This window comes from Pseudomonas sp. LTJR-52 (assembly GCF_003691465.1).
Lineage (GTDB): Bacteria > Pseudomonadota > Gammaproteobacteria > Pseudomonadales > Pseudomonadaceae > Chryseomonas > Chryseomonas luteola.
This window is the reverse complement of record NZ_CP033105.1, coordinates 1,303,577-1,328,728: the sequence shown is the minus strand read 5'-3', so window position 1 is coordinate 1,328,728 and position 25,152 is coordinate 1,303,577. Positions and strand designations below refer to the sequence as shown.

At 55.7% G+C, this 25,152-nt stretch carries 18 protein-coding genes and 1 riboswitch; of the genes, 8 read left to right on the top strand and 10 right to left on the bottom strand.

Annotation, left to right across the window (positions count from 1 at the left end; genetic code table 11):
* Position 1: 1 nt before the first annotated feature.
* From EAW52_RS26355 to EAW52_RS05990, 5 genes are read right to left on the bottom strand one after another with little or no spacing between them, the layout of a single operon-like run.
* Positions 2–3,994, bottom strand: a complete 3,993-nt coding sequence (locus EAW52_RS26355; protein ID WP_256680744.1) for a pilus assembly protein — start codon at positions 3,992–3,994, stop codon at positions 2–4.
* Positions 3,991–4,599, bottom strand: coding sequence for a PilX N-terminal domain-containing pilus assembly protein (locus tag EAW52_RS06005; protein ID WP_122041781.1), 609 nt, complete (start codon positions 4,597–4,599; stop codon positions 3,991–3,993). Before EAW52_RS06005 ends, EAW52_RS26355 begins: the two co-directional genes overlap by 4 nt.
* Entirely contained in the window at positions 4,596–5,318 is a 723-nt protein-coding gene (locus tag EAW52_RS06000; protein WP_122041780.1) for a PilW family protein, read from the bottom strand. Before EAW52_RS06000 ends, EAW52_RS06005 begins: the two co-directional genes overlap by 4 nt.
* A gap of 2 nt (positions 5,319–5,320) precedes the next feature.
* Positions 5,321–5,905 (bottom strand): type IV pilus modification protein PilV, encoded by a 585-nt coding sequence (pilV, locus tag EAW52_RS05995; RefSeq protein WP_256680743.1) that lies wholly within the window; start codon positions 5,903–5,905, stop codon positions 5,321–5,323.
* A 1-nt stretch (position 5,906) separates the two neighbouring features.
* The gene (locus tag EAW52_RS05990) at positions 5,907–6,416 is read right to left on the bottom strand and encodes a GspH/FimT family pseudopilin (protein WP_162997598.1); all 510 of its coding nucleotides are present in this window, start codon (positions 6,414–6,416) and stop codon (positions 5,907–5,909) included.
* A gap of 913 nt (positions 6,417–7,329) precedes the next feature.
* On the opposite strand from EAW52_RS05990, the gene ilvD reads away from it, so the two are divergent.
* The 3 genes from ilvD (at position 7,330) to EAW52_RS05975 (ending at position 12,819) form a co-directional block, all read left to right on the top strand.
* On the top strand, positions 7,330–9,168 hold the full coding sequence (gene ilvD / locus EAW52_RS05985; RefSeq protein WP_122041779.1) for a dihydroxy-acid dehydratase: 1,839 nt from the start codon (positions 7,330–7,332) through the stop codon (positions 9,166–9,168).
* Positions 9,169–9,511: 343 nt separating this feature from the next.
* Entirely contained in the window at positions 9,512–12,163 is a 2,652-nt protein-coding gene (locus EAW52_RS05980; protein WP_256680815.1) for an EAL domain-containing protein, read from the top strand.
* Positions 12,164–12,249: 86 nt separating this feature from the next.
* The gene (locus EAW52_RS05975; protein ID WP_122041777.1) at positions 12,250–12,819 is read left to right on the top strand and encodes a hypothetical protein; all 570 of its coding nucleotides are present in this window, start codon (positions 12,250–12,252) and stop codon (positions 12,817–12,819) included.
* Positions 12,820–12,840: 21 nt separating this feature from the next.
* Here the strand turns inward: EAW52_RS05975 and EAW52_RS05970 are convergent, their stop codons facing one another.
* On the bottom strand, positions 12,841–13,467 hold the full coding sequence (locus tag EAW52_RS05970; protein WP_122041776.1) for a DedA family protein: 627 nt from the start codon (positions 13,465–13,467) through the stop codon (positions 12,841–12,843).
* A 317-nt stretch (positions 13,468–13,784) separates the two neighbouring features.
* Between EAW52_RS05970 and EAW52_RS05965 the strand changes: the two genes are divergently transcribed.
* Together EAW52_RS05965 and EAW52_RS05960 are read left to right on the top strand one after the other, a co-directional pair.
* Positions 13,785–15,161 carry a nucleobase:cation symporter-2 family protein gene (locus EAW52_RS05965; protein ID WP_122041775.1) on the top strand — a complete coding sequence of 459 codons (1,377 nt, stop codon included), beginning with the start codon at positions 13,785–13,787 and terminating at the stop codon, positions 15,159–15,161.
* 108 nt (positions 15,162–15,269) lie between these two features.
* Positions 15,270–15,752, top strand: a complete 483-nt coding sequence (locus tag EAW52_RS05960) for a metallophosphoesterase family protein (protein WP_010795569.1) — start codon at positions 15,270–15,272, stop codon at positions 15,750–15,752.
* A 9-nt stretch (positions 15,753–15,761) separates the two neighbouring features.
* Here EAW52_RS05960 and EAW52_RS05955 read toward each other — a convergent pair whose 3' ends face one another.
* The 3 genes from EAW52_RS05955 to EAW52_RS05945 form a co-directional block, all read right to left on the bottom strand.
* Complete coding sequence (locus tag EAW52_RS05955) at positions 15,762–17,252, bottom strand: NCS1 family nucleobase:cation symporter-1 (RefSeq protein WP_122041774.1); 1,491 nt, start codon at positions 17,250–17,252, stop codon at positions 15,762–15,764.
* Positions 17,253–17,643: 391 nt separating this feature from the next.
* Positions 17,644–18,264: a TetR/AcrR family transcriptional regulator gene (locus EAW52_RS05950; RefSeq protein ID WP_019364887.1), complete on the bottom strand. Its 621-nt coding sequence runs from the start codon at positions 18,262–18,264 to the stop codon at positions 17,644–17,646.
* Positions 18,265–18,329: 65 nt separating this feature from the next.
* Positions 18,330–18,734 (bottom strand): acyl-CoA thioesterase, encoded by a 405-nt coding sequence (locus tag EAW52_RS05945; protein ID WP_010795573.1) that lies wholly within the window; start codon positions 18,732–18,734, stop codon positions 18,330–18,332.
* A gap of 186 nt (positions 18,735–18,920) precedes the next feature.
* Positions 18,921–19,016, top strand: a riboswitch (S-adenosyl-L-homocysteine riboswitch).
* A 69-nt stretch (positions 19,017–19,085) separates the two neighbouring features.
* Here EAW52_RS05945 and ahcY point away from each other — a divergent pair.
* The 3 genes from ahcY (at position 19,086) to EAW52_RS05930 (ending at position 23,546) form a co-directional block, all read left to right on the top strand.
* On the top strand, positions 19,086–20,492 hold the full coding sequence (ahcY, locus tag EAW52_RS05940) for an adenosylhomocysteinase (protein ID WP_010795574.1): 1,407 nt from the start codon (positions 19,086–19,088) through the stop codon (positions 20,490–20,492).
* A 117-nt stretch (positions 20,493–20,609) separates the two neighbouring features.
* Positions 20,610–21,458: a methylenetetrahydrofolate reductase [NAD(P)H] gene (gene metF, locus EAW52_RS05935; RefSeq protein WP_122041773.1), complete on the top strand. Its 849-nt coding sequence runs from the start codon at positions 20,610–20,612 to the stop codon at positions 21,456–21,458.
* 147 nt (positions 21,459–21,605) lie between these two features.
* The gene (locus tag EAW52_RS05930) at positions 21,606–23,546 is read left to right on the top strand and encodes a DEAD/DEAH box helicase (protein ID WP_122041772.1); all 1,941 of its coding nucleotides are present in this window, start codon (positions 21,606–21,608) and stop codon (positions 23,544–23,546) included.
* An 85-nt stretch (positions 23,547–23,631) separates the two neighbouring features.
* Here EAW52_RS05930 and adeC read toward each other — a convergent pair whose 3' ends face one another.
* Positions 23,632–25,152: an AdeC/AdeK/OprM family multidrug efflux complex outer membrane factor gene (gene adeC, locus EAW52_RS05925; protein ID WP_122041771.1), complete on the bottom strand. Its 1,521-nt coding sequence runs from the start codon at positions 25,150–25,152 to the stop codon at positions 23,632–23,634.

Sequence of the window (25,152 nt, the reverse complement as noted above, 5' to 3'; positions counted from 1 at the left end):
GTCAGTCAGCCTGGTTGGAGATAACGCGCCAGGTCTGGCGGCGATTAGAAGTACCATCGAGTTTCACGCTTGAGTTGAGATCGCTGCTGCCATCTGCACTCGTCCCGCTGAGCGATATGGTGCCATCGCTATAGACGAAAGGCGTTACTCCACTCAAAAGTCCTGACAGGGCTAGCCGCGAATAAGAGGTTGATGTGCCTAGCAGCAGTGAATCAGTACCCCCTCCGCTATAAGGATCTAAGGCGTAAAGATAGGTCGACGCACCTGACTCGCAGGGGTCATCGTTAGGCATCAAGGAACTCATTATCAACGTATCGCTCAGCACGAAAGGCTTGCTGACTACCATTTCTCCCGTAAGCGGCAAATTGATGTACCAGCCATACTGACCATTCTTATTAGTCGAGGCGTCATACCAGCTGACTGTATTGCTGGATACTGTATTCGCCGTTGTGCTGACACTAGTGCCCGTCGTACTCGTATAGGTAATCGTCTCATCGCTACCAATGGTTTGCTGTTGCAGATTGGCATAGGTCAGCGCAGGCGTACTGGTCGCACTACTGCCATCGGTCTGCCGATCCCAAACCCCATAAATGGTCATGGCCTTGGTCGTATCTGCTGCCGCATCGCCACTTTCCAGGTACTTTCCGGTCCCGAAGATCACAATATAACCGGTCCCCGTAGGATGCTTGACTAGATAAGGGCTGGCGGTAATGGGCTGAACAAGCGTTGTCGCCCCGCTTTGACTGCTGGCCTTGGCGGTATAGAGCGGATTATTGGAAAAGGCTACTTTTAGATTGCCTGTGGTGGCAGTACTCGTCAGGCTGTCGCCGATCAGGTCGAAGCGCCACAGGTTGCCATGCAGGTCGCCTGCATAAACGTAGTCGGCAATCAGATCACCATTGATATCAGCAACATAAGGCGAGGACAGTCCGTTGGCTGTCGTACTGCTGTCGCTGACTTCAAGAGCGTTACCAATCCGACTACCATCCGCCACGTTCATGAGATACAGCACAGCCTTGTCGTTGGTGCTGTTGTAACCATTAGCCAGCACAACACCCCACTCGCCGGTGTGCAGACGAGTGATTACTGGCTTGGAGTAGGTAAAGCCTAACTCACTGTACTGGCTATCGCTGGCGCTCTTTTCCCATAACAGCTTGATGTTGTCCGGATCAGTAATATCGAGCGCGAACACAGCGCGACCACCGCCACGAAGGGTTCCAATCAGAACCGTGTGCCAGGCTCCGTCGAAATACACATCACCAGTGACGGGCGTACCGTCTACATAATACTGGTGTGTATTAGCGTAATCGGGGTCGCTAAGCTTGTAGAGGTTGTCAACCACAGCACTGGGAATGAAAGCGAAGACTTCTTCACCGTCATCGTTGAAAGCATGCAGCATACCGTCATTGGCGCCCACATAAATGCGGGTTTCTCGATTGGCCCATGTGGCCTTGAAGTCGCTGTAGCTGGTGCTGCTCGAACTGACCGTAGCATTCATGAGCGCTGTCGAACTGCTAGGCGCCGCTACGCGAGCGGGGGTCGAATCAATGATATCGCCTAGAACATGCCCACGAACCCGGAACGAAGGCGTCGTAGACGAGCTTTCATAGGTACGGTCGCCAAGTAAGTAGTCGACACGCTTGGAGCCGTAGGAATCGGCAGTACCGCTTAAAGCCTTGTTCAAGGCGCTTTGTTGCGTGGAGGTGAGGTTACTCCAGGCAAACGAGGCCAAGCCATGAGTGGCAGTACTCTTGGCCATGTAGACCTTGCGTGAGGAATACGCCTTGTTACCGCTGGCGTAGAGCGTGTCCAACTGGCTCTGCGAACTCCACTGCGCCGTACTGCTGGACGTGCTGCGCAAGTACTTTGTTACGTCGCCGCTCCAATCCGAGCTGGAAAAGGTCGGCACGTAGGTGTAAGTCGAGGTGTAATCGCTTTCCAACAGCGGAGAAGAGGTCTGGCTAGCGCTTGCGCTATTGGTCTGGGTAATACGTGTGGCGATGCTATCTAAAGCATCGACCAGATCCGTAGAGCTTTCCGCGCTGAAAAACTCACCCCGCCCGTTGATTGCCGCATGCCAGAGATCGTATACATTATTTTGACTGGCCGAACTGGCAGATGGCCAGGCTAGCGTTCCCGCCAACAGCTGGCTGTAACCGCCTGAATAAGTGTCTCCGTCCCACGCTGGATTGGTCAGCGCCTTGCTCAATCCGATACCTACGAAAAAGCTGGTCAAATGCTGCCAAGTTGCCGGGTCATTCTTAGGGTTCCAGTACTGACTAACAGTCGTAGTCGTGGCTTCCTTCGTATAGCTAGGTACGTTGTTATCCAGTGACGTCTGCGCGTCTGTTGCCCAATATTTGAAAGCTAAATCGGCTAGAGTGCCTGAAGCAGAATCTTTATAAGGTGCCATCGGTGAATAAGCAGCACCGTCCGGCAGAGTTCTGGCCGTATTGTCGTAGTTGGCGTTATCCGGAAGCGTGCTATCACTCCATACCCCATCCGTAATGGTAATGGCGTAACTAGGCCGGCAGCTGCGGATTGGCTTTTCGGCACTTCCCAGGGTAGCGGCATAGGGTGCGTTAACACCGGTACTTTTTAACAGCGTACCTACACGGTCATAAGCTGCCAGCAAAGGTGTTCCCTGGTTGAAGTTGATATCAGCCAGCCAGGTGAAGAAATTCACTCGATGCTGGCCTGTAAACGGACGCAACCGGTTGTCGTAACTGCTGGTAAGACCTGCACAGCTATAGCTACTCAAATAGCTATTGCTCAGTACGCACGAGGTTCCCAAGCCTTGCCAGCCGAAGCGCATGTCTTCTGATAGGGTACTAAAGGCCAAGTTAGCCGATGTCTGGGCCAGTAGCTCTCGGTTCCGATAGAAACTGTACCAGTTGGCAAAGTTCTGCCGTTCATCCGTTCCGTTTAGTCCTGATGTATCAGAAACTGTGACGAGCTTATAGCAGTTGTCGTTTTCTTTGGATGCTGTGGTACAGGTCGATAGCGTCGTATCATAAACATAATAGTAGGCAGGGACCGCTGACGTTGTTCGATCAGATGAGGATACAGTAGTAGTCGTGACCGGCGTTGACGTAGCGGTAGCAGTAATATGATAAGTATTACCTGACTTGTTACACGCTACATTTGAATATGATGTCGTCGTAACAGTTTTAGTTGTTGTAGTTACCCCATTAGAGGTAGTCGATGAGCTTGCACTGGATGAGGACGAACTTATTGTAGCTGTACAACTGCTACCTGACTTGCTAACCGAAACAGTTGCATTATTTAAAGACTGGTTACTACCTGTCTTGTCTGTCGACGCACTATATGAACTCGCTGTAGAAGAACCTGTAGTAGACGTGCTGGAAGAGGTCGCCCCAAAATCTGCAGATGGGTTAGCAGCCAGATAATAAACCCTGTTGGGATTCGTATAGCTGGTGTAGCCCGTGTAACTGGTTGCATTCGTAGACGATGATGTCCAACTGGTGTCGTACTCCCATGTCACACGATAAGTGGAGCTTAAGTCGAAATAGCCTTTACTGGTCTTGTAACCATTGATCCAGGCCTTGGTAAAACTTGTACTCAGCGCCGCATTAGTTACCGTTCCGTCGCTATTCAACGTTACGGTATATGGCGGCGTATAGGTCAAGTCCGGATTGTAGTAAAGCGGATTATAGGTCGAGGACTTGGCTCGACGACTGGTCCTGATCGCATCGACACTATAGCCGTTGTACGTCGTGGTGCAATCCGAAACGGAGCTGCCGCTACAGGTCGTCGACGGGTTCATCGAATCCGGCATGAATCCCCAGCGCATACTCTGGGAGTTATCGATAGTCACGAACAGGTTCGGTGCCACACCCGTGGTCAGGAATAGCGGCTGCTGACTCAGGCTCAACGACGCCGCCTGCGCCTGTGCCGTCCAAGCCAGGACCCAGCAGAAGCCAAAGCCGATGAGAAAACTGCGCACGCTGCGCTTGTCCATGTGCTTATTCATTTTTCTACCTTGACGATACTTTGCAGAATCACCGGAATACGATTACCACTATCTTTGGCAGCAGCCGTGACGCGGTAGTAATAGACGCCCTTACCTTGGGAGGTCGCGCTGACATCGGTCGTGGTCTTGGACGTCTCTGGAATCGCTGTTATGACCCAGCGCGGTTCTACAGAAAAACTAGAGTTACCGTCGTAACCGCTATAGGCCACCGACTGGTTGGCCGTCCCGCTCGCCCCCAGCGCCGTACCCGCCCATGTCAACGCCAGCTCGGTCGTACTCAGGTCGTTTGCCTCCGTCAGGATGCACAGATTGCTACCAATGGCCGTCACGCTGGACGAGCAGCTGGCGTAGCCCGCGCTGGATGAAGAAAAGAGCGTCTCGTTTTTCGAAGACATGTCGAGCAGACGCCGCTCCCCCTCCCGTAAGGCTGACTCAGCGGCATTGAACGCCCGGATCCGCTCGGCCACGTTGCCGCTGACATGGGTTTGCAGCGTAGTGGTGCGCATGCTCGACGTAGCGATCAACGTGATCAGCAGCAACATGATTAGGGCGATGAGCAACGTCGCCCCACGCTGGCGATGCGGCACAAGCAGACAGGCCTTCATTGCATGAGATTCCTAAGCATGACGCTTCCCTGAACGATCTGCATGGCGTGCGAAGTGTCGGTAAGCGAGCGGCTGGTCAGTGCATTCCAATGGGTCACGACATTATTGCTAACGCCATCAAGTACGGCCGATTGCGTAGAAAACAGCGCGGCATAGCGAATAGCCTGATTACCATCGGTGCTATCCGGCAAGGCGAACCAGAGAAAGTCTGCTAATCCACTAACCAAAACTTGGGCGTTGGAACCTTGGGCTGAGCACGTCAACGTACCAGCACCAACCGTAGTGCTGCTTACGTAACTGATACGGCTCAAGACGTTTGTACCCGCCGCGACCGTCTTACCCAGACAATCCTGATCCTTGCCGTCCTCGGCACCCTGATAACGAAAGCAGATACCTGTTTTGTCTGTTGTGAACTGGACGGTTTGCCCTGCAGTAAAGGCGGGGCATCCGTCACTGCTTGCAAGGGCAGGAAAAGCCACCCCCATCGTAGTCTGGTCAAGGACATTGGCACGAAAGCCTGTCCGTGCAAGCTGCTGATCAATAAGAGTCAGAGCAAAGAAACCATTCTCCTGATTGTTAACCTGCCCTTGGTGATAGAGATAACTGCGCTTGTTATCCAAATAAATCTGAGTGACACCCAGAATCAAGAAGGCTCCCAAGGTTAGGGCAATCATCATTTCGATAAGCGAGAAACCGTGTTGAACAGAGTAAGACTTCATGATCACAACTCCGCCCGTACGGTGTAATAGCAAATGCTATTGGTGCAGCCGGCACCGCTCTCGGTGTCGTCCTGCCACGCCAGGACAATCATGACAACTGAGCGACTGGTACTTTCGCAGGCGCTGTAAGGCAGGCTGCCCGAGGCTGGCGGAGTCTTGCTGGGGCACACAGCAAAATTGGCCTTGATCATGGCATCCGTAACAGGCAACAGCGCCTTGACCTGCTTGAGCCAACACGTCATGTCTTTACCTGCTATGGTGGAACCGCCTGCGCCACGCTTCAGAGTGGCGCAGGTTTCGCCTGAAGCGAGCGCAACCGTAGTAAACGTGCTGCCCACTACCTTGTAGTAGGAGCTGGTTGTACCAAACAGGTCGCTACTTAAAGCACTGTCCGGATTACTCCGCATGATTTCAAGTAGATCATCAGCCAGCATCACGGCATTACTGCGCAACGTAGAACTCTGCGTCAGTTGCATGCTCCGCACTTGCAGCGAGGCCATGCCTAACAGGCCAACACACAAGATCAGCAAGCTCACCAGTATCTCGATCATACTGAAACCCGCCATGGCGTACGGATGACGGACCATATCAACTGCACCCTGTCGCAAGGCTGGAGGGCGTGAAATCGCTCATGACGATATTTCCAGTGGTTGAAAGCGTTAGTAGCTTGCCCGTACTTGAACTATCGCTCGCGCTGCATACCTGGATAGTTACTGTCTTTTCCAGGGTGCCATTAGGCCGGAAGACCACGGTATCAACGCTACCGGTCGTATTAGTGCCTGCGGGCGCCAAGCCAGCCGTGTCGTATCGGCGCAGAACGTGAGTCGACATTACGGGTGTCGCCACTGTCGAGACTGTTATCCCTTTCGTCCAATCAGTCGCGGTCGGCGCCTTAACCGTGACGCTAACTCCTCGGCTTACTGCCTCACTACGGGCATATAGCAAAACACTGCGCAACTCGTTGGCTGCGGCCTGGGTATGATTTGTATGAATCAGGGATTTGAAGCTAGGTACCGCCACTGTTACGAAAATACTGATCAGGCTGATCACAACCAATAACTCGATTAATGTCAGCCCTTTACTATGGTTACCGCTCATTTTCGAATACCCACGCGAAAGCTCAGCCATCACTGCCGGTTTTCTTATAATTTCCTGATTGAATCGCTATGAAAATAAAGACATGACGCAAACTAACGCCATGCTCTTATTAATGTCGCTATAGTAAGGATTAGACCGTCTCGACACAGCTCACAAAGGACAACCGGACTAACGCAAATGATGACTGGCGCTTTGTATTAACTCTATTTCAGAAATGTATCAACCTTAATACAAATCTATTATCATCGCCTCCCATAAAATGCTTAAAACCTTGCAACAGCCACTTTTTAAAACAATCTCAACCAATAAAGCATAACAAAAAGCCTTTCCAACTAACCGCCCATTAAGCTCTACCTAATCATTAAACACCAATAGAAAACTTTATATAACAGCACCCAAAAGCATTTAGACACCAAATAAAATAGATCAAAGAATTAAAACCAATGAAATTTACAACTCAATATTTGAAAGCTTTTTATTATTTAATAACTGTTTATAACTTTACGAACTTATAAACCAGCGATAGTGAATGCTGCAGCCTTTGGGCCGAAGTATTGGCACAACACTGCTCTAGGCTGTTGCCATAGAACACCTTGACGGTGGTACAGCGGGTATTGCTTTCCCCTGCTCTTGGGTAAGCGTACAATGCAGGATTCCTCGCCATTATCCCCGGCGGGTCTGTGAGCCCAAGCCAGTCACGCGGAGATCCCGCGCTATCCGACCGGCCCAGAGCACGGCACTCGGTCCACTTCCGTTTGCTTTGCGCTCCATCCGCGCTCACGATAGCCCTGAGCCTATTCAATGCTCGCGTGCCCTAAGCCTCCACTGCTACCTTTACAGTTATACGGTGGATACGCCGCAGTGTTTGAACAGATTACCGTGATAAGCAAAGCCGCCCCGGAGAGCAGCCTCCATGCCTGATTACCGCTCGAAAACCTCCACCCACGGCCGCAATATGGCTGGTGCCCGCGCACTTTGGCGTGCCACCGGCATGAAGGACGAAGACTTCAAGAAGCCGATCATTGCGATAGCCAACTCCTTTACCCAGTTCGTGCCAGGTCATGTTCACCTAAAAGACCTGGGCCAGCTGGTCGCCCGCGAGATAGAAAAAGCCGGTGGCGTTGCAAAGGAATTCAACACTATCGCTGTGGATGACGGCATCGCCATGGGTCACGATGGCATGCTCTATTCCCTGCCGTCCCGCGAGATCATCGCTGATGCCGTGGAGTACATGGTCAATGCTCACTGCGCCGACGCGCTGGTATGCATTTCCAACTGCGACAAGATCACCCCCGGCATGCTGATGGCGGCCCTGCGCCTGAACATTCCGGTCGTATTTGTCTCCGGCGGCCCCATGGAAGCTGGCAAGACAAAGCTGGCTAGCCACGGCCTGGATTTGGTCGACGCTATGGTCATCGCCGCGGATAGCACCGCCTCTGATGAAAAAGTAGCCGAGTATGAGCGCAGCGCTTGCCCAACCTGCGGCTCTTGCTCCGGCATGTTTACGGCCAACTCCATGAACTGTCTGACCGAGGCACTGGGTCTGGCACTGCCGGGTAATGGCTCGCTGTTGGCAACCCATGCCGACCGCAAGGAGCTATTCCTGCAAGCCGGCCGTACGGTGGTCGAGCTGTGCAAGCGCTACTATCAGGAGAACGATGCCTCCGTACTGCCGCGAAACATTGCGTCTTACAAGGCCTTTGAGAATGCAATGACGCTGGATATCGCGATGGGGGGCTCCACCAATACCATCCTCCACCTCCTGGCGGCGGCTCAGGAAGCCGAGGTCGACTTCGACCTGCGCGCCATTGATGCCCTGTCCCGTAAGGTGCCCCAGCTGTGCAAGGTGGCGCCGAACATCCAGAAATACCATATGGAAGATGTTCACCGTGCCGGCGGGATCATGAGCATTTTGGGTGCACTGGCTCGCGGCGGTCTGCTCAATACGGATCTGCCAACCGTGCACAGCAGAACCCTGGGCGAAGCCATCGAGAAGTGGGACATCACGCTTACTCAGGACGAAGCGGTCAAGACCTTTTTCCGCGCAGGTCCGGCCGGTATCCCCACGCAGGAAGCCTTCAGTCAGGCGACTCGCTGGGACACCCTGGATGACGACCGCGCCGAAGGCTGCATCCGTAGCGTCGAGCATGCTTACTCTCAGGAAGGCGGTCTTGCCGTGCTGTATGGCAATATCGCGCTGGACGGTTGCGTAGTGAAAACGGCGGGCGTGGATGAATCCATCCATGTCTTCGAAGGCTCGGCAAAGATTTTCGAAAGTCAGGATGCCGCGGTGAAGGGCATCCTGAACGACGAAGTGAAAGCCGGCGATATCGTTATCATCCGCTACGAAGGTCCCAAGGGCGGCCCGGGCATGCAGGAAATGCTCTACCCCACCAGCTACCTGAAGTCCAAGGGACTGGGCAAGCAGTGCGCCCTGCTCACCGACGGCCGTTTCTCGGGCGGCACGTCAGGACTTTCCATCGGCCATGCTTCACCAGAAGCGGCGGCTGGTGGTGCGATCGGCTTGGTGAAAGACGGCGACAAGGTTCTGATCGATATCCCCAATCGCAGCATCAACCTATTGGTCAGCGATGAGGAGTTGTCTCACCGCCGCATCGAGCAGGACAAAAAGGGTTGGAAGCCTGCCACGCCACGTGCACGCCGCGTGAGTACGGCGCTCAAGGCGTATGCCCTCTTGGCCACCAGCGCCGACAAGGGTGCCGTCCGTAATAAGGCGATGCTGGAAGACTGATCTGGGATCGTGTTGAACGCGCCGCCTTCGGGCGGCGTTTTTGTGTCTGTTCCGCAAAAAGCGCAGCCTCTCCGCTGGTCTGGTTGGGACTATCTTACTCTTGGCAAAAAGCCTGTTTCAGGCAAGATGGCGGCGCCTGCAGAACACCGTCCTTTCTGCGCGATGATAGCCCTCCGACAGCATGGTAAATCGTTACCTTCGTATCTCATGGATGATTATGAATTAAGTCATTGCCCAGAACGACTACGCTTCCTATAGAGTCCTGTTCTAGACGCACCGCTGCCGTGCCGCGCCCGCAAGACATGGCAGATCAATCGATAGTTGGAAACTTCGAGTGAACGATATGCCGGACACCAATGCCGAGCCCAGGGTAAAAAAGGATGTCAACGCCACCCCCTCGCCTTCCTCCTCCGCTGCTGAACTTGAGGCACGCCTGCAGTTCGCGCTCGATGTAGCGGATCTGGGTGAATGGGAACTGGACGTCGCTAGCGGAACTCTGACCTGCCTGCTGAGAAACGGGCCAGATTTCGGTACGTCCATACAGCCGGACACATGGGCGCTCGAGGAGTTTTTCGAGCGTATCCACACGGATGACCAGAGGCGTGTACGCCGCGTCATCGAAACGGCAGCGAAACGTGCCGAGCATTGGCATTTCGACTGCAGGTTGCTGCTATCAGACGGCCGCACTCGCTGGATTAGCGTCAAAGGCAAGGTGCTGAGCGACGCTGACAGCCTCCGGCTACGGGGCATTGCGTCAGATATCAGTGATCTGAAACGCACCGAGGCCCTGGCCAACGGTCAGCAGCAGGCGCTGGCACAGGCCGTCGCGGGAGCCCCGCTCAAGCAGATTCTCGATACCCTGGCCCGCTCTGCGGAAGAGCAGGCAGGTGGCAACATCTGGGCATCGGTCATGCTCATGGATACCGATGGCCTGCACCTGCGCTTTGGCTCGGCCCCCTCGCTCCCCCAATCGTTCAATCAGGCCTTAGAACGTATACTCATTGGCCCCCTCGCCGGCTCCTGTGGGGCTGCCGCGTATACCGGCGCCACGACTATCGTCAGCGATATTGAGAAAGATCCGCGCTGGGTTGAAGCCAAGCCTGTGGTGCTCGGTTATGGTTTCCGCGCCTGCTGGTCTCACCCGATCCTGTCATCCTCTGGAAGAGTATTGGGAACCCTGGCCTATTATTGCAGGGACGCGCGCGAGCCGAGCGGTTCGGAGCAGGAGTCCATGCGCCTGCTGGTCAATACTGCGGCGCTGGTTATCGAGCGCGACCGGGAAACCACGGAACGCAAAGCGGCAGAGTTGGCGCTTCAAGCCAGCGAGCAGCGCTTTCGCTCACTGGTAAATGCTACAGGTGCCATCGTTTGGACGGCTTCGCCTACCCTGGAAATTGTTTCTCCTCAGCCGGACTGGTGTGCCTTTACCGGCCAGACTCAGGAGGAAATGCAGGGGTTTGGCTGGATAAACGTGGTTCACCCGGACGATCAGGAGCCCACCGCAGCGCTGGGAGCCAAAATGTTGCAGGACCGCCAGCCGGTATACGCCCAGTACCGGCTACGCCGGGCCGATGGTCAATATCGCCATGTCAGTGGTTATGCCGTTCCCATTCTTGATACGGAAGGTCAGCTTATCGAATGGGCAGGCAGCTATACGGATGTCACCGAGCAGAAGCTGGCCGAAAGTCGCCTGCACCAGCTGGCCAACCATGACATGCTGACAGGGCTGCCCAATCGGGCGTACCTGAACGAGCATTTGCAGGCTCTGATCAATTTCACGCCGCTTAATAGCTGCCTTGCCATCATGCTGATCGACCTGGACCGCTTCAAGCAGGTCAACGACTCGATGGGACATGATGCAGGCGACACAATGCTGCGCGAAGTGGCGCAGCGATTGAGGGCAGCGGTACCGCAGGGTGATCTGGTGGCGCGCCTGGGTGGCGATGAGTTTGTCGTGGTGGCCCACGCCCCGGAAGGTGAAACCTCCGTTCAAGCGGTGGCTGACGCCATCATCCGGGCGGTTGCGGCTCCGATAGAAATCAATGGCAGCCGTGTTTTTTCCGGTGCGTCGGTAGGGGTAGGACTCTACCCTGAGCATGGCCATACCAAAGAACAACTGGTCCAGCATGCAGATATTGCGATGTATCGTGCCAAGGCGGCAGGAGGCCATTGTTGCCGCATCTTCTCAGAAGAAATGAGTGTCGAAGCCAAAAACCGCATGGTGCTGGAAACAGCGTTGTACCACGCCTTGGAGCAGAATCAGTTTTCGCTTTACTACCAGCCGCGCATTCGGCTGCCTGAGGGCACCCCCCAGGGCGTTGAGGTCTTGATTCGCTGGCATCACCCGGAGCGGGGTTGGATTTCGCCTGTGGATTTCATTCCGATTGCCGAAGAGATTGGGATGATAGACGAGCTGGGACTGTGGGTTCTGCAAAAGGCCTGTCAGGAAATTCACGACCTGTCCAGTCGACTTGGGCAGTCGCTGGAACTGTCCGTGAACCTTTCACCCCTCCAGCTCAAGTCACCACATTTGAAGGACAGGATAGAAGCGATTCTGCACACAACCAAACTGAGACCTTGTCACCTGGAACTCGAGTTGACCGAGGGGGCTTTCATTGAAGACATGGATGCCTCCAATCAGGCGCTCAGAGCGCTGAAAACTTTGGGTGTCAAACTGGCGGTAGACGACCTGGGAACCCGCTATTCCGGCCTGTCCTATCTGAGGCGTTTTCCTATCGATACCGTCAAACTCGACCGCACGCTCATTACTCATCCCGCCGAGGGGCTGGACCGCTACGTGTTCATCAAGGCTATTACCGACATGGCCCATGCCTTGAACCTTGTTGTCGTGGCGGAAGGTGTGGAAGACGAAGAGACGCTCGAGCTGCTCAAGCGCGCGCGTTGCGACGAGGCGCAGGGGTATTTTCTGGCCGAGCCACTGCCTCTGGAAGGCTTGTTCGATTTTCTGTCAGCAGCGCGGCACTCCCTGGCCTAACCTTCACGGTTTTCTTCAGTAACCGTTTAGATGACCCGACCTGCAAGGTGCTAGAGTGGCATGCAGGTACGTTAGAGGGGATTGCTATGAAGTGGGCAATTCTGGCGGTTGCGGTCTCAAGCCTGAGCGGCGTTACCCATGCCCAGGCAGACACCATACTCAAATGCGTCGACAAGACAGGCCAGATCACGTTTACACAAGGCCATTGCCCATCTGATCAATCCCTGGCCGACCGTATCGAAGTTGATAACCCTCCGCCAAGAGGCAGTGGCCCGGTCACCCGTATGGCCGACCCGACGCCACCACCGGTAGTGGAAAAGCCCAGCATCAAGCCTCGGGACGAGACGTCTCAGTCAAGCACTCGTACACCATCAGACGCTGATCGTTATTACGATCTCGACGATGATGACTATGATGCCCTGCCACCGATCCGGCAGGACCGCTACTATCCCTATCCAGATCCCTATTACGATTATGGCGGACACCGTCCGCCCTGGCATCATTACCCCAGGCCAACCCCGCCAGCGCCCCAGCCAGCCCCTGAGCCCGCACCGCGCCCCAGCGTAACAGAGCGTGGACGCGCCGCGATCGAGCAGAAAAAGGCGCAGGTAGAAGCACAGAAAGCCGAGCGTAAACGCCTGCTCGATCAGCGCTAGGGCTCATTCCTGAGTGCCGCTCTAGCCTCCCGCGTAACCTTCCCGGCATTCTTCCCGGTTGTTGGTTTTGAATAGGCGATACAGGTAAACGAGTACAATCACTGCCAGAACTATTTTGGAGGCCGGATCCAAAAGCGTCGCGACACGCTCGTATTCAGCATTCAGCAGGTAACCCGCCAGTGTCAGCACCGTTGTCCAGATCAGAGAACCCGCCAGGGTATATCCGGCGAAGCGACGAAACGGCATATGGGCAATACCGGCCGGTACAGAAATCAGGGTACGGATTGCCGGTACCAGGCGGCCAAAGAAGACAGCCTTACTGCCATGCGACCTGAACCAGAGAGAGGCCTCACTGACGTCCTTGGCCGAAAGAGTCAGCCAGCGCCCGTAACGCTGCGCCAGCTTGCGCATGCGCGCCTCTCCCCATACCGCACCAGCGTAATACCACGGTAGCGCGCCCAGAAAGGACCCCAGCGTTCCCGCCAGCACCACACCGATGAAATTCAGCTCCCCTCTCGCCGCTAGAAACCCTGCCAGCGGCATAATGACCTCCGATGGAATCGGCGGAAACACGTTTTCCAGAAACATGAGCAAAAGAATGCCCAGGTAACCCCCCTGTTGAATCAACCCTGTGATCGCGTCAAACACGCAAAAGCCCTCGGTAAAAGAAGAAGGTATAGGCAACCTGGCTGCTGGATCTGCATGGCATGACTGCTGAAGTGCTTGCCATGAAGCCCGGCGGGATTGGAGTTGTGAATGCCAAGCGCCTGCCATCAGAACAAGGCCTAAGACCCTGGATACTGGTAAAGTTAGGCCGTGGGACTTTCGTCTTTATTACTGAACGTTAACGCCATGCCCAAGGCGCATGGCAGCAGCCTGTCCTATCGCCCGTCTCTTTTATGGGATGAAGACTGTGCGGCGCATCACCGGAACAGTACACTTGCCGCCTTTTGCGGAACCGCTACATGAGCCAGCCGGACGCCTCTCCCTCCCGCCATGAACTGGTCTACGGTCTCGACGATCGGCCTCGCCTGCCTATCGCCCTGCTCGCTGCGTTGCAGCATCTGCTGGCGATTATCGTGCCCATCGTCACTCCAGGCCTTCTAATCTGCCAGGCACTGGGTGTCTCACCACGGGATACCAACCTGATCGTGTCCATGTCCCTGGTGATTTCAGGCATTGCCACGTTCATCCAGTGTCGCCGTTTCGGCCCGTTCGGGGCAGGGCTACTAATCGTTCAGGGTACCAGCTTCAACTTTGTCGGCCCCTTGATCGCTGGCGGCGCGCTGATGGTCAAGCAAGGCTCGCCGGTCGAAGCCGTAATGGCTGCCATTTTTGGCGTGGTCATGGCGGGCTCTTTCGTCGAGATGGGTATCTCCCGGATATTGCCTTTCGTTAAGCGCCTGATTACTCCGCTGGTAACCGGCATCGTGGTGCTGATGATCGGTCTTACCTTGATCAAGGTCGGACTCATCAGTATGGGCGGCGGCTTCTCAGCCATGAGCCAGGGCACCTTTGCCAACGGCGAGAATCTGCTGCTGTCCGGTGTGGTGCTGGCAATCATCGTCGTGCTCAACCGCGTTCGCGTGGTATGGGTGCGTAGCGCGGCCATCGTCATTGCGCTCCTGGTCGGCTACGGCCTGGCGGCCTATCTGGGACGTCTGGACTTTACCGGCATGCATGAAGCTCCTCTGTTCCAGGTGCCGGTTCCCCTGCATTTTGGGCTGGGTTTTTCCTGGGCACTGTTCGTTCCCATGTTAGTGATCTATCTCGTCACCTCCCTGGAAGCCATCGGTGACGTGACCGCAACCAGTAAAGTGTCCCGCCAGCCGGTAGAGGGTCCGGTCTGGATGGCTCGGATCAAGGGCGGTGTACTGGTCAATGGAGCCAATTCCTTGTTGGCCGGACTGTTCAACAGCTTTCCCAGCTCGATCTTTGCGCAAAACAACGGCGTGATCCAATTGACGGGCATCGCCAGCCGCCACGTGGGGCTGTGGATTGCCGTCTTTCTCGTTCTGCTCGGCCTGTTTCCAGCCGTTGCTGGCATTATTCAGGCCGTACCAGAGCCAGTATTGGGTGGCGCCGCACTGGTGATGTTTGGCGCCGTTGCAGCTTCGGGGATCAACATTCTGGCCGGCATTCAGCTGGACCGCCGTGCCCTGTTGATTATTGCCGTTTCCCTGGCACTGGGTCTGGGTGTGTCCCAGGTCCCTGAGTTTCTCGCCCACATGCCGGCAGCGCTACGTGATGTGCTGAATTCAGGTGTGGCCACAGGAGGGCTTTGCGCTCTGATCATGAACTGGTTCCTGCCAGACAGCACCAAAGACATAGCGCAGAAATAAAGGACGCTTGTGATCGACGCCTGCATTGGGCGTCGATCACACTCATTCAACCCTTACACACTTTATCGGTCAAAGGTTACACAGACCCAGCCTGTGCAAGGGAGAACCATGCCTGCCTCCAACCATCCGATTTTTCGCATTGGCGTTATTGCCGATACGCACAATCTCCTGCGTCCCGGCGCATTGAGTGCACTTGAAGGGAGCGACCATATCATCCATGCCGGTGATATCGGCAAGCCCGAAATCCTTGAGCGACTTCGGGAAATAGCTCCCCTTACCGTCGTCCGCGGCAATAACGACACGGACGACTGGGCCCAGACCCTACCTGAAACAGCTACGCTTCGTTTTGGCGAGGTCGACCTCTACGTGATCCACATCCTCCAGGATCTGGTGATTGATCCGGCGGCCGAAGGTATTCGCGTCGTAATCTGCGGGCATTCACATAAGCCAAAACGGGAGGAGCGCGAGGGCGTACTCTACTTCAACCCAGGCAGCCCTGGCCCTCGCCGCTTCAAGCTGCCTGTCTCTCTGGGACGCCTGACCATACAGGGTACTGAGGTCAACGCCGAACTCATTACCCTGGAAGTCTAGTCAGGGCCTTCACAGCGAAGGTCTGGCCAGCGGCGCCGGGCTGCGATGACGCTGCCCGGCACAGGCAAAGTAGATCACCCCACCAAGTGCCGAACCGGTAAACCAGCCGTAATCGTAAAACCAGGTCATGACGCCCGTTGTCAACGCCATGAGCGTCAGCACGACAGGAATACCGAACGCAACGAAACCCGCCACGTTGTAGGCTGGGTAATAGTCGTCACGGTATAACCCGGCCAGATCAAGCTGCTGCTTTTTCACGATGAAGTAGTCCACCACCATGATGCCGGCGATGGGTCCCAGAAGACTGGAGTACCCCAGCAGCCAGTTCGAATACACGCTCTCTAGGCTGACATCCGAGACAATCCAGCCTAGTTTCTTGAGCAGTTCATGGGCCATCAGCGCCAGGCCCACCAACCCAGTTATCAATACGGCTCGGGTCCGATTGATGAGCCGGGGCGCAAGATTCTGGAAATCATTCGTGGGCGAAACGATATTGGCAGCTGTATTGGTCGACAGCGTCGCAACTACGATCAAGGCCATGGCCAGGGCAACCCAAACAGGGCTCTGGATATGACCAATAAGCGAAACCGGATCAGACACCGTCTCGCCCACCAGGGCCGCCGAAGCGGCCGTCATTACCACGCCCAGGGAGGCAAACAGGAACATGGTGACCGGCAGGCCAATTACCTGCCCTATGATCTGATCCTTCTGGCTTCTGGCATAGCGACTGAAGTCTGGAATGTTTAACGAGAGAGTCGCCCAGAAACCCACCATGGCAGTCAGGCCTGCCAGAAAATATTTGGTCACCCCCTCGCCTTCCGGTCGTTTGGCTGGCTGGGACAGGAGCTCCGTCATCGACACATGGGGCATCGCCCACATCAGAAGACCGACCCCGACAAGTAACAGGAGCGGCGCAGACAAGGTCTCCAGCCACTTGATCGACTCGGCGCCTCGAATGACCACCCATAGATTGGCCGTCCAGAACACCATGAAGCCAATGACCTCACCCGTACTGCCCAAGGCCTTCCAGCCCTCGAAAAGTGACCCGAGAAACAGGTGAATCGCCAAACCGCCAAACATCGTCTGGATGCCAAACCAGCCGCAGGCCACGACTGCTCGAATCAGGCAGGGCACGTTCGAGCCCAGAATGCCAAAGGAGCTGCGCAGAAGGACTGGAAAAGGAATCCCGTACTTGGTGCCTGGAAACGCGTTCAATGTCAGGGGAATCAGCACGATCAGGTTGGCCAGCAGAATGGTAACCAGCGCCTCGCCCACTGATAATCCAAAGTAAGCCGTCAGTACGCCACCCAGGGTGTACGTGGGTACGCAGATGGCCATGCCCACCCACAGCGCTGCGATATGCCACTTATTCCAGGAACGCTCCGCTACCTGAGTAGGCGCCATGTCGTGGTTATAGCGTGGGCTGTCCAGAACATCCGAGCCGGCATGAAGCTCATGAAGACCATCGCGCACAATCACTTCGGATCTGTTGTATGGCATGGCATGCTCTCCCTGTTTTCTCTCATAGGGGGTGAGTAGGTCCTGCTAGCAGGCTGATCGCCCTTTCTCTCAATAAGCGTGCCGGAACCGTGATCGAAAATAGTCAGGGGAGCGGGCCTTGCGCTAAGTCATTGATATCGCACCTGGAATATTGGTTTGCCTAGCAAGGAAATGACAGCTGATCACCGAAGCGAAGCGTCCTAACAGCATTGTCAGGAATCAAACTGGTGCAGAAAAAAGCAGTGTGATCGCTTGCACGCGTTGCAAAAGCAACCAACTCATTGATTAAGTTCAGAAAAGCCAAGCCATAGCCTGTGCAACAATTTGGTGAGCGGCGATCACCAAGGCAGCGCCGGATACCCTTTATTCCTGACAGCTACGTTAGGAATGCTCAAGGCTCCAGACCAATTCCGCGCAGGACAACCGCCGTCACTGTCTGTACAGCCTGCTCGAACTGGCGATCGCTCAAGGGCGTATGACCGTTGATTAGGTCGATCTGATAATTGAAGTCTGCATAGTGCTGAGTCGAGGCCCAGATCATGTAGAGCAGATAAGCCGGCTCTACCGGCAGGATACGTTTGTCATCCACCCACTGCTTGATCTTGGCCTGTTTGAGTCTGGCCCACTCCATCAGGTGTTCATCCAGAGCGGCCCCCAGCAGCGGTGCACCATGCATGATTTCGTTGGCCCAGATCTTTGAGCCATAGGGACGCGTACGGGAGTGGTTCATCTTGGCGCGGATATAGCTCGTCAGCACTACCCGGGGGTCATCGAACTGCTCGAAACAGATGGCATCCTGTTTCCAGAGTTCCAGTAATCCGAGCACCACCTCACGGTATAGGTCATCCTTGGTCGAGAAGTAATAATGCAGGTTCGACCGCGGCAGCTCTGCTTCCTGGGCAATATCGCCCATGGAAGCAGCACCAAACCCTTTCTCGGCAAACACCTTTTCGGCAGCCAGCAATATCTTCTGCGTATTCCTGCGGCGGATCTCGATCTTGTGATTAGCCATGGCATTTCCGATACGAGCAGTAAACGCCAAGGCTACTCCAAGGTCTGTCGCGAACCTAGAGCGACTCAGGCGCCCTTTTCTTCATCCTTGAATTGATCTTCGATGTACGTGATCTTCGTCTTGCCATGGGGAGTCGGATTACCCTCCTCGTCCAGGTTGACGAAGACGATCTTGTCGATGGTCAGAATGCTCTTGCGGGTAATCTTGTTGCGGACTTCACAGCGCAGGGTAATAGAGCTGCGGCCAAATTCAGTAGCCGTGATCCCTAGCTCGATGATGTCACCGATACGCGATGCGCTAACAAAATTGATCTCGGAAATATATTTGGTGACGACCCGCTGGTTGCCCAACTGAACGATGGCATAAATCGCAGCCTCTTCGTCTATCCACTTCAGCAGGCTGCCGCCAAACAGAGTGTTGTTGGCGTTCAGATCCTCGGGCTTTACCCACTTGCGTGTATGGAAATTCATGTCGTCTCCTTGAGTAATAGCGGTCCACAAGCTTAACCCCTTCCGCCGGTTAGAGAAGCCATCGAAGCGGTCGTTCCTCTCTATGCAGTCAATTACTGATCATCATGAATCCGGTACACCTACAAAGCCTGAGGATTGCCCGCTATACTTCGAGCCCATGGCGATTTTCAAATCGCTACCCGCCATCCTACCGAGGGGCGCTGCAGCAGGGTTTCCCTGTCAGGCTCGGGGGAGCGTAGCCGCAGGCCTGGCCTGCACACGCATCAACGGCGCCCATTCGCATTTACAGCTGTCCTGCAGCGGCACGTTATCGCCGGGGCAGCCAACAACTTAGAACGAATGGAGAGCTTAATGAGCGCTGTTATCACGCCCGCTGGTTTCAACGACTACAAGGTTGCCGACATTTCCCTGGCTGACTGGGGCCGCCGCGAAATCATCATCGCCGAGTCCGAAATGCCTGCCCTGATGGCCCTGCGTCGCAAGTACGCCGGCGAGCAACCGCTCAAGGGTGCCAAGATTCTGGGCTGCATCCACATGACCATCCAGACTGCCGTGCTGATCGAAACACTGGTCGCGCTGGGCGCAGAAGTGCGTTGGTCCTCCTGCAACATCTTCTCTACCCAGGATCAGGCCGCTGCCGCCATTGCCGCTGCCGGTATTCCGGTCTTTGCCTGGAAAGGTGAAACCGAAGAAGAATACGAGTGGTGCATCGAGCAGACCATCCTGAAAGATGGCCAGCCTTGGGATGCCAACATGGTCCTGGACGATGGTGGCGACCTGACCCAGATCCTGCATGACAAGTATCCGCAGGCCCTGGAAAAGATTCACGGCGTTACTGAAGAAACCACCACTGGTGTACATCGCCTGCAGGACATGCTGAAGAAAGGCACCCTGAAGATCCCGGCGATCAACGTCAATGACTCCGTTACCAAGAGCAAGAACGACAACAAGTACGGCTGCCGTCACAGCCTGAACGACGCCATCAAGCGCGCCACCGACCACCTGCTCTCCGGCAAGCAGGCGCTGGTTGTCGGCTATGGCGACGTAGGCAAGGGTTCTGCTGCCTCCCTGCGCCAGGAAGGCATGATCGTGAAAGTGTCCGAAGTCGACCCGATCTGTGCCATGCAGGCCTGCATGGACGGCTATGAAGTCGTTTCGCCCTACAAGAATGGTCAGAACGATGGCACCGAAGCTTGCGTTGATGCCGACCTGCTGGGCAAGATCGACCTGATCGTCACCACAACCGGCAACGCCAACGTCTGCGACGCCAATATGTTGAAAAAGCTGAAGAAGCGCGCCGTGGTGTGCAACATCGGCCATTTCGACAATGAAATCGATACAGCCTTCATGCGCAAGAACTGGGGCTGGGAAGAAGTGAAGCCGCAGGTTCACAAGATTCACCGCACCGGTAAGGACATCGATCCGGCCAACGATGATTATTTGATCCTGCTGGCCGAAGGTCGCCTGGTCAACCTAGGCAACGCGACCGGCCATCCAAGCCGCATCATGGACGGCTCCTTTGCCAACCAGGTTCTGGCGCAGATGCACTTGTTCAATGAGAAGTTTGCCGACCTTCCTGTAGTCGAAAAGACCAAGAACGTCACGGTCATGGTTCTGCCCAAGAAGCTGGACGAAGAAGTGGCGCTGGAAATGGTCAAGGGCTTCGGCGGTGTCGTGACACGTCTGACCAAAGAACAGGCGGACTACATCGGCGTTGAGCAGGACGGCCCGTTCAAGCCGGAAACCTATCGCTACTAAGCGGTAGGCAACAATCGACACGGAGAAGGTTTTCCCCTTCTCCTCGGCAGTTCAGGACAACACCGCCCAAGCGGCGGTGTTTCTTGAGGAAGCGCCAATGCGCTCCAGGGATTACCCATGACTCGTACCACACCCAACGTCAGTTTCGAGTTCTTCCCGACGAAGACCGAAGCCGGCCACGAAAAATTGCTCAATACTGCTCGCCAGCTGGCCGGCTACTCCCCAGAATTCTTCTCCTGCACTTATGGTGCTGGCGGCTCGACCCGGGATCGTACCCTCAATACCGTTCTTCAGCTCGACAGCGAGATTCGGATTCCTACAGCGCCCCACCTCTCCTGCGTAGGCGACTCCAAGGCCGAATTACGGGACCTGCTGATTCGCTACCGTGAAGCGGGCATCACGCGTATCGTGGCACTACGCGGTGATCTTCCTTCCGGCATGGGGATTTCCGGCGGCGAACTGCGTTACGCCAACGAGTTGGTTAGCTTTATCCGCGAAGAAACCGGTGATCATTTTCACATTGAAGTTGCCGCTTATCCGGAAGTTCATCCGCAGGCACGTAACTTCGAAGCCGATCTCGCCAATTTTGTTCGCAAAATCAAGGCTGGAGCCAACGGCGCGATCACACAATACTTTTTTAATGCCGACAGCTACTTTCATTTTGTCGACAGAGCGTGCAAGCTAGGCGCAGACGTACCCATCATTCCTGGCATCATGCCGATTACCAACTACAGCAGCCTGGCTCGCTTTTCCGAAGCCTGTGGCGCCGAAATCCCACGCTGGATTCGCAAGCAGTTGGAAGCGTATGCTGACGATGTCAAAAGCATTCAGGCGTTTGGCCAGGAAATCGTGACAGATATGTGTGAACGCTTGTTGGCTGGCGGAGCGCCTGCCCTGCACTTCTACACATTGAATCAGGCTGCACCCAGTCTGGCTATTTGGAATAACCTTGGCTTTAAAAGCTGAACATCATCGCCTGGAGCCATTTTCCAGCCTTCCACCCAGCGCAGGGCGGTAGCGTGTGGAGAAGACGAACACATTATTGTCGTCAGTTTCAGGCGAAACCGCGCCCCAACGTCGGCGGGACGCCGACTTAGTAGACAGGAACCCCGCATGTCCTTCACTTCCCTCGGTCTCTCCGAGGCCCTATCCCGCGCAGTAAACGACGCGGGTTATGTCAACCCGACTCCCGTTCAACAACGGGCCATTCCCGCTGTACTGCAAGGCCGTGACCTGATGGTTGCCGCCCAGACCGGTACTGGCAAGACGGGTGGATTCGCCCTCCCCGTTCTCGAGCGGCTCTTTCCGAACGGACAACCTGACGGCAAAAAAGCCGGTCCGCGCCAAGCCCGCGTGCTGGTATTGACGCCTACCCGGGAGCTGGCCGCCCAAGTGCATGATAGTTTCAAGATCTATGCACGCGACCTTCCCATGCGTAGCACCTGCATCTTTGGTGGTGTTGGCATGAAGCCCCAGGTCACTGCGCTCTCTAAGGGCCTTGACGTCCTGGTAGCGTGCCCTGGTCGCCTTCTGGACCTCGCCGGTCAGAATACTGTCGATCTGTCAGCCGTTGAAATTCTCGTGCTGGACGAAGCTGACCGCATGCTCGACATGGGCTTCATTCACGACGTGAAGAAGGTTCTCGCCCTGCTTCCCAAAGAACGGCAGAACCTGCTGTTTTCGGCAACGTTCTCCAAGGACATTACCGATCTGGCCGACAAGCTCCTGCGTAATCCCGAGCGCATCCAGGTCACGCCGCCAAACACCACGGTCGAGCGTATCGAGCAGCGTATCTTCCGTATTGCCGCCGCCCAGAAACGCGCCTTGCTGGCTCACCTGATTACCGTTGGTGCTTGGGAACAAGTGCTGGTTTTCACACGAACCAAGCATGGTGCCAACCGCCTGGCCGAGTACCTGAACAAGAACGGCCTTCCGGCTGCGCCGATCCATGGAAACAAGAGTCAGAACGCACGCACCAAAGCGCTGGCCGATTTCAAGGACAACGCCATTCGTGTACTCGTGGCAACCGATATTGCCGCTCGCGGCCTGGATATCGACCAGCTTCCCCATGTCGTCAACTTCGAGTTGCCGAACGTAGAAGAAGACTATGTACACCGCATAGGCCGTACGGGTCGTGCGGGTCGTAGCGGCGAAGCCATTTCTCTTGTATCTCCCGACGAGGAGAAATTGCTGCGCGCCATCGAGCGCTTGACCAAGCAGAATATCCTCGACGGCGATATGCAGGGTTTTGATCCTGCCAGCGCACCGGTTGAAAAAGTGGAAGCACGCGAACCACGCGAGCCTCGTCGGCAGGCACGTCAGCCACGCGCGCCTCGCAAAGAACAACCTGCCAGAACAGCGAACGGCGAAACTTCAGCTGGGCACGCAGCACCGCAACAGCAGGAAGAACGTCAGGCACATCAACCACGCCGTGGTCGCCAGCAGAGCCAGGATCAGGAACAGGCACGTGCGGGTAGAAACAAGCCACGCCAGGAGCGCAGCGGCGAGCGTCAGCCCCAGCAGACACCCCAGCGCTCCCAGAATCGAGATCCGGAAGAGTTTCTGGATGACGATTTCGATAACTTTGGTAACCGGGTTGATTATGTCAGTCCTTACCAAGGCAAGAATCGTCGTAATGGTGGTCCGCGCCGTCCAGGTCAAGGGCAACCGCCGCGTACCCATAGCCAAGGCGCAGCGACTTCAGGCGCTACGGCTCAAGCACGCCCGCCTCGTCCTAGACAAGGTACGGCCAATGCTAGCAACGCGCCTGCAACCGACAGTCGTGGCCCAGCTCAGAACAAGCGTCGCAACAAGCCGGCCGGACAACGTCCCCGTCAGGAGAATCGTCCTTACCAGCCACGCGAACCCCGTGAGCCGCGTCCCGCTATGACAGAGGAGCGTGCACCCAGCAAGCCGCAACCCCGCATTCTGCACAAGCCTTCTCGTGCAGACCGCATGCTGACGCCTGAGCAGTTGGATTCGCTCCAGGTTCGTCCAAAGGCTGAAAAGCCTGCCTTGCTGACACGCAATCGCTCGGCTGACGCTGACGCTTGATGTGTTTCCCTCCAGCGCAGGATGGAGGGAAACACAGGCATAAAAAAGCCGACTCAATCGAGTCGGCTTTTTCGTGTCCGCCTTATTAGCGTCTAGGCGTAGCGGTCGGCGTTGCACTGACGTTGTTATCCGTCGTACGCTCCAACCAGCCACCGCCTAACGCCTTGTACAGCGTCACACTGCTGCTGAGCTGATTAAGGCGGTCTGCAAGCAACTGCTCCTGAGCCGAATACAAGGAACGCTGCGCATCAAGCACGGTCAGGTAGTTATCGATGCCCTGACGGTAACGCTTCTCAGCCAGATCGTAATACTCCTGACTTGCCGTCACTAGATCACGCTGGGCCTGAAGCTGGTCATCATAGGTTCCCTGTGCGGCAAGAGAATCAGACACTTCCCGGAAGGCTGTCTGGATGGCTTTCTCATACGCAGCGATATTGATGTCCTTCTGGATCTTGGCCGCATCAAGGCTTGCCTTCAGACTACCGGCGGTAAAGATCGGGATATTGATGCTGGGTGCGAACGTCCAGTATCCCGAATGGGCATCAAACAAGCCAGAAAGCTCACTGCTACCCGTACCGCCCTGTGCCGTCAGGCTGATGCTCGGAAAGAACGCTGCGCGAGCCGCACCGATATTAGCATTAGCTGCCTTGAGGTTAAGCTCGGCCTGCAAAACATCCGGACGGCGCTGCAACAACTGCGACGGCAAGCCAGCTGGCAGCTTGGCCAGTAGGTCATTGTCATCTAGGCTCTTGCCGGCTGGTAGATCGGTCGGCAAGGGTGCGCCCAACAGCAACCCCAGCGCATTGCGATCCTGCGCCTCCTGACGAGTGTACTGCGCAAGACTCGCCCGAGCGCCTTCCAGCGCCGTACGGGACTGACGTAGATCCAGACCGCTACCCACCCCATTATCCAGCAGACGCTTGGTCAGATCGAATGAGCGCTGATAAGCGTCCAGTGTATCGCGGGTAAGCTGGAGCAGTTTCTGATCGGTTTTCCAGGTGAAGTAGGCGTTGGCCACTTCGGAAATCAGGCTGATCTGCGTACTGCGCCGCGCCTCAACGGTTGCAAAATAACTTTGCAAGGCCTGCTCATTCAGACTGCGCAGCCGACCAAACAGATCCAGCTCATAGGCCGACATGCCAAGCGTTACCGTGTATTGGCTGTTGATCGAGCCGCTACGAGAGCTTCCCGCGCCAGCTTGGCCGGTGCTCTGCAACAATTCTTGAATCGCCGCTGCCGAGCTCATGTCTGCTGGCGTACGCGTCCGCGAACCATTGGCATTGACGCCAATGGTCGGGAACAGCTCTGCACGCTGGATACGATACTGAGCCTGATACAGGCGAACATTCAGAGCCGCCTGCCGCAGATCACGGTTGTTATCCAGAGCGACTTGAATCAGACGCTGCAATTGCGGATCGCTGTAGAACTCACGCCAGCCGATGTCAGCCGTGTATTCCGAACCACTGCTGGTTGGATTGCCCTTGTACGCCTCGCCTTGCGGCCAGGCGTTTTCAACAGGCGATGCAGGCCGCTCGTAGTCGGGAATCAGGGTGCAGCCCGAAAGCAGCACTGCACCTATTGCGATGGATAAAAGAGACTTCTTCAT

Excerpts from the sequence above, each read along its gene's own strand:
- EAW52_RS26355 (WP_256680744.1), bottom strand. The coding sequence starts at position 3,994 with ATGAATAAGCACATGGACAAGCGCAGCGTGCGCAGTTTTCTCATCGGC.
- EAW52_RS06005 (WP_122041781.1), bottom strand. The coding sequence starts at position 4,599 with ATGAAGGCCTGTCTGCTTGTGCCGCATCGCCAGCGTGGGGCGACGTTG.
- EAW52_RS06000 (WP_122041780.1), bottom strand. The coding sequence starts at position 5,318 with ATGAAGTCTTACTCTGTTCAACACGGTTTCTCGCTTATCGAAATGATG.
- pilV (WP_256680743.1), bottom strand. The coding sequence starts at position 5,905 with ATGGTCCGTCATCCGTACGCCATGGCGGGTTTCAGTATGATCGAGATA.
- EAW52_RS05990 (WP_162997598.1), bottom strand. The coding sequence starts at position 6,416 with ATGAGCGGTAACCATAGTAAAGGGCTGACATTAATCGAGTTATTGGTT.
- ilvD (WP_122041779.1), top strand. The coding sequence starts at position 7,330 with ATGCCTGATTACCGCTCGAAAACCTCCACCCACGGCCGCAATATGGCT.
- EAW52_RS05980 (WP_256680815.1), top strand. The coding sequence starts at position 9,512 with ATGCCGGACACCAATGCCGAGCCCAGGGTAAAAAAGGATGTCAACGCC.
- EAW52_RS05975 (WP_122041777.1), top strand. The coding sequence starts at position 12,250 with ATGAAGTGGGCAATTCTGGCGGTTGCGGTCTCAAGCCTGAGCGGCGTT.
- EAW52_RS05965 (WP_122041775.1), top strand. The coding sequence starts at position 13,785 with ATGAGCCAGCCGGACGCCTCTCCCTCCCGCCATGAACTGGTCTACGGT.
- EAW52_RS05960 (WP_010795569.1), top strand. The coding sequence starts at position 15,270 with ATGCCTGCCTCCAACCATCCGATTTTTCGCATTGGCGTTATTGCCGAT.
- EAW52_RS05955 (WP_122041774.1), bottom strand. The coding sequence starts at position 17,252 with ATGCCATACAACAGATCCGAAGTGATTGTGCGCGATGGTCTTCATGAG.
- EAW52_RS05950 (WP_019364887.1), bottom strand. The coding sequence starts at position 18,264 with ATGGCTAATCACAAGATCGAGATCCGCCGCAGGAATACGCAGAAGATA.
- EAW52_RS05945 (WP_010795573.1), bottom strand. The coding sequence starts at position 18,734 with ATGAATTTCCATACACGCAAGTGGGTAAAGCCCGAGGATCTGAACGCC.
- ahcY (WP_010795574.1), top strand. The coding sequence starts at position 19,086 with ATGAGCGCTGTTATCACGCCCGCTGGTTTCAACGACTACAAGGTTGCC.
- metF (WP_122041773.1), top strand. The coding sequence starts at position 20,610 with ATGACTCGTACCACACCCAACGTCAGTTTCGAGTTCTTCCCGACGAAG.
- EAW52_RS05930 (WP_122041772.1), top strand. The coding sequence starts at position 21,606 with ATGTCCTTCACTTCCCTCGGTCTCTCCGAGGCCCTATCCCGCGCAGTA.
- adeC (WP_122041771.1), bottom strand. The coding sequence starts at position 25,152 with ATGAAGAAGTCTCTTTTATCCATCGCAATAGGTGCAGTGCTGCTTTCG.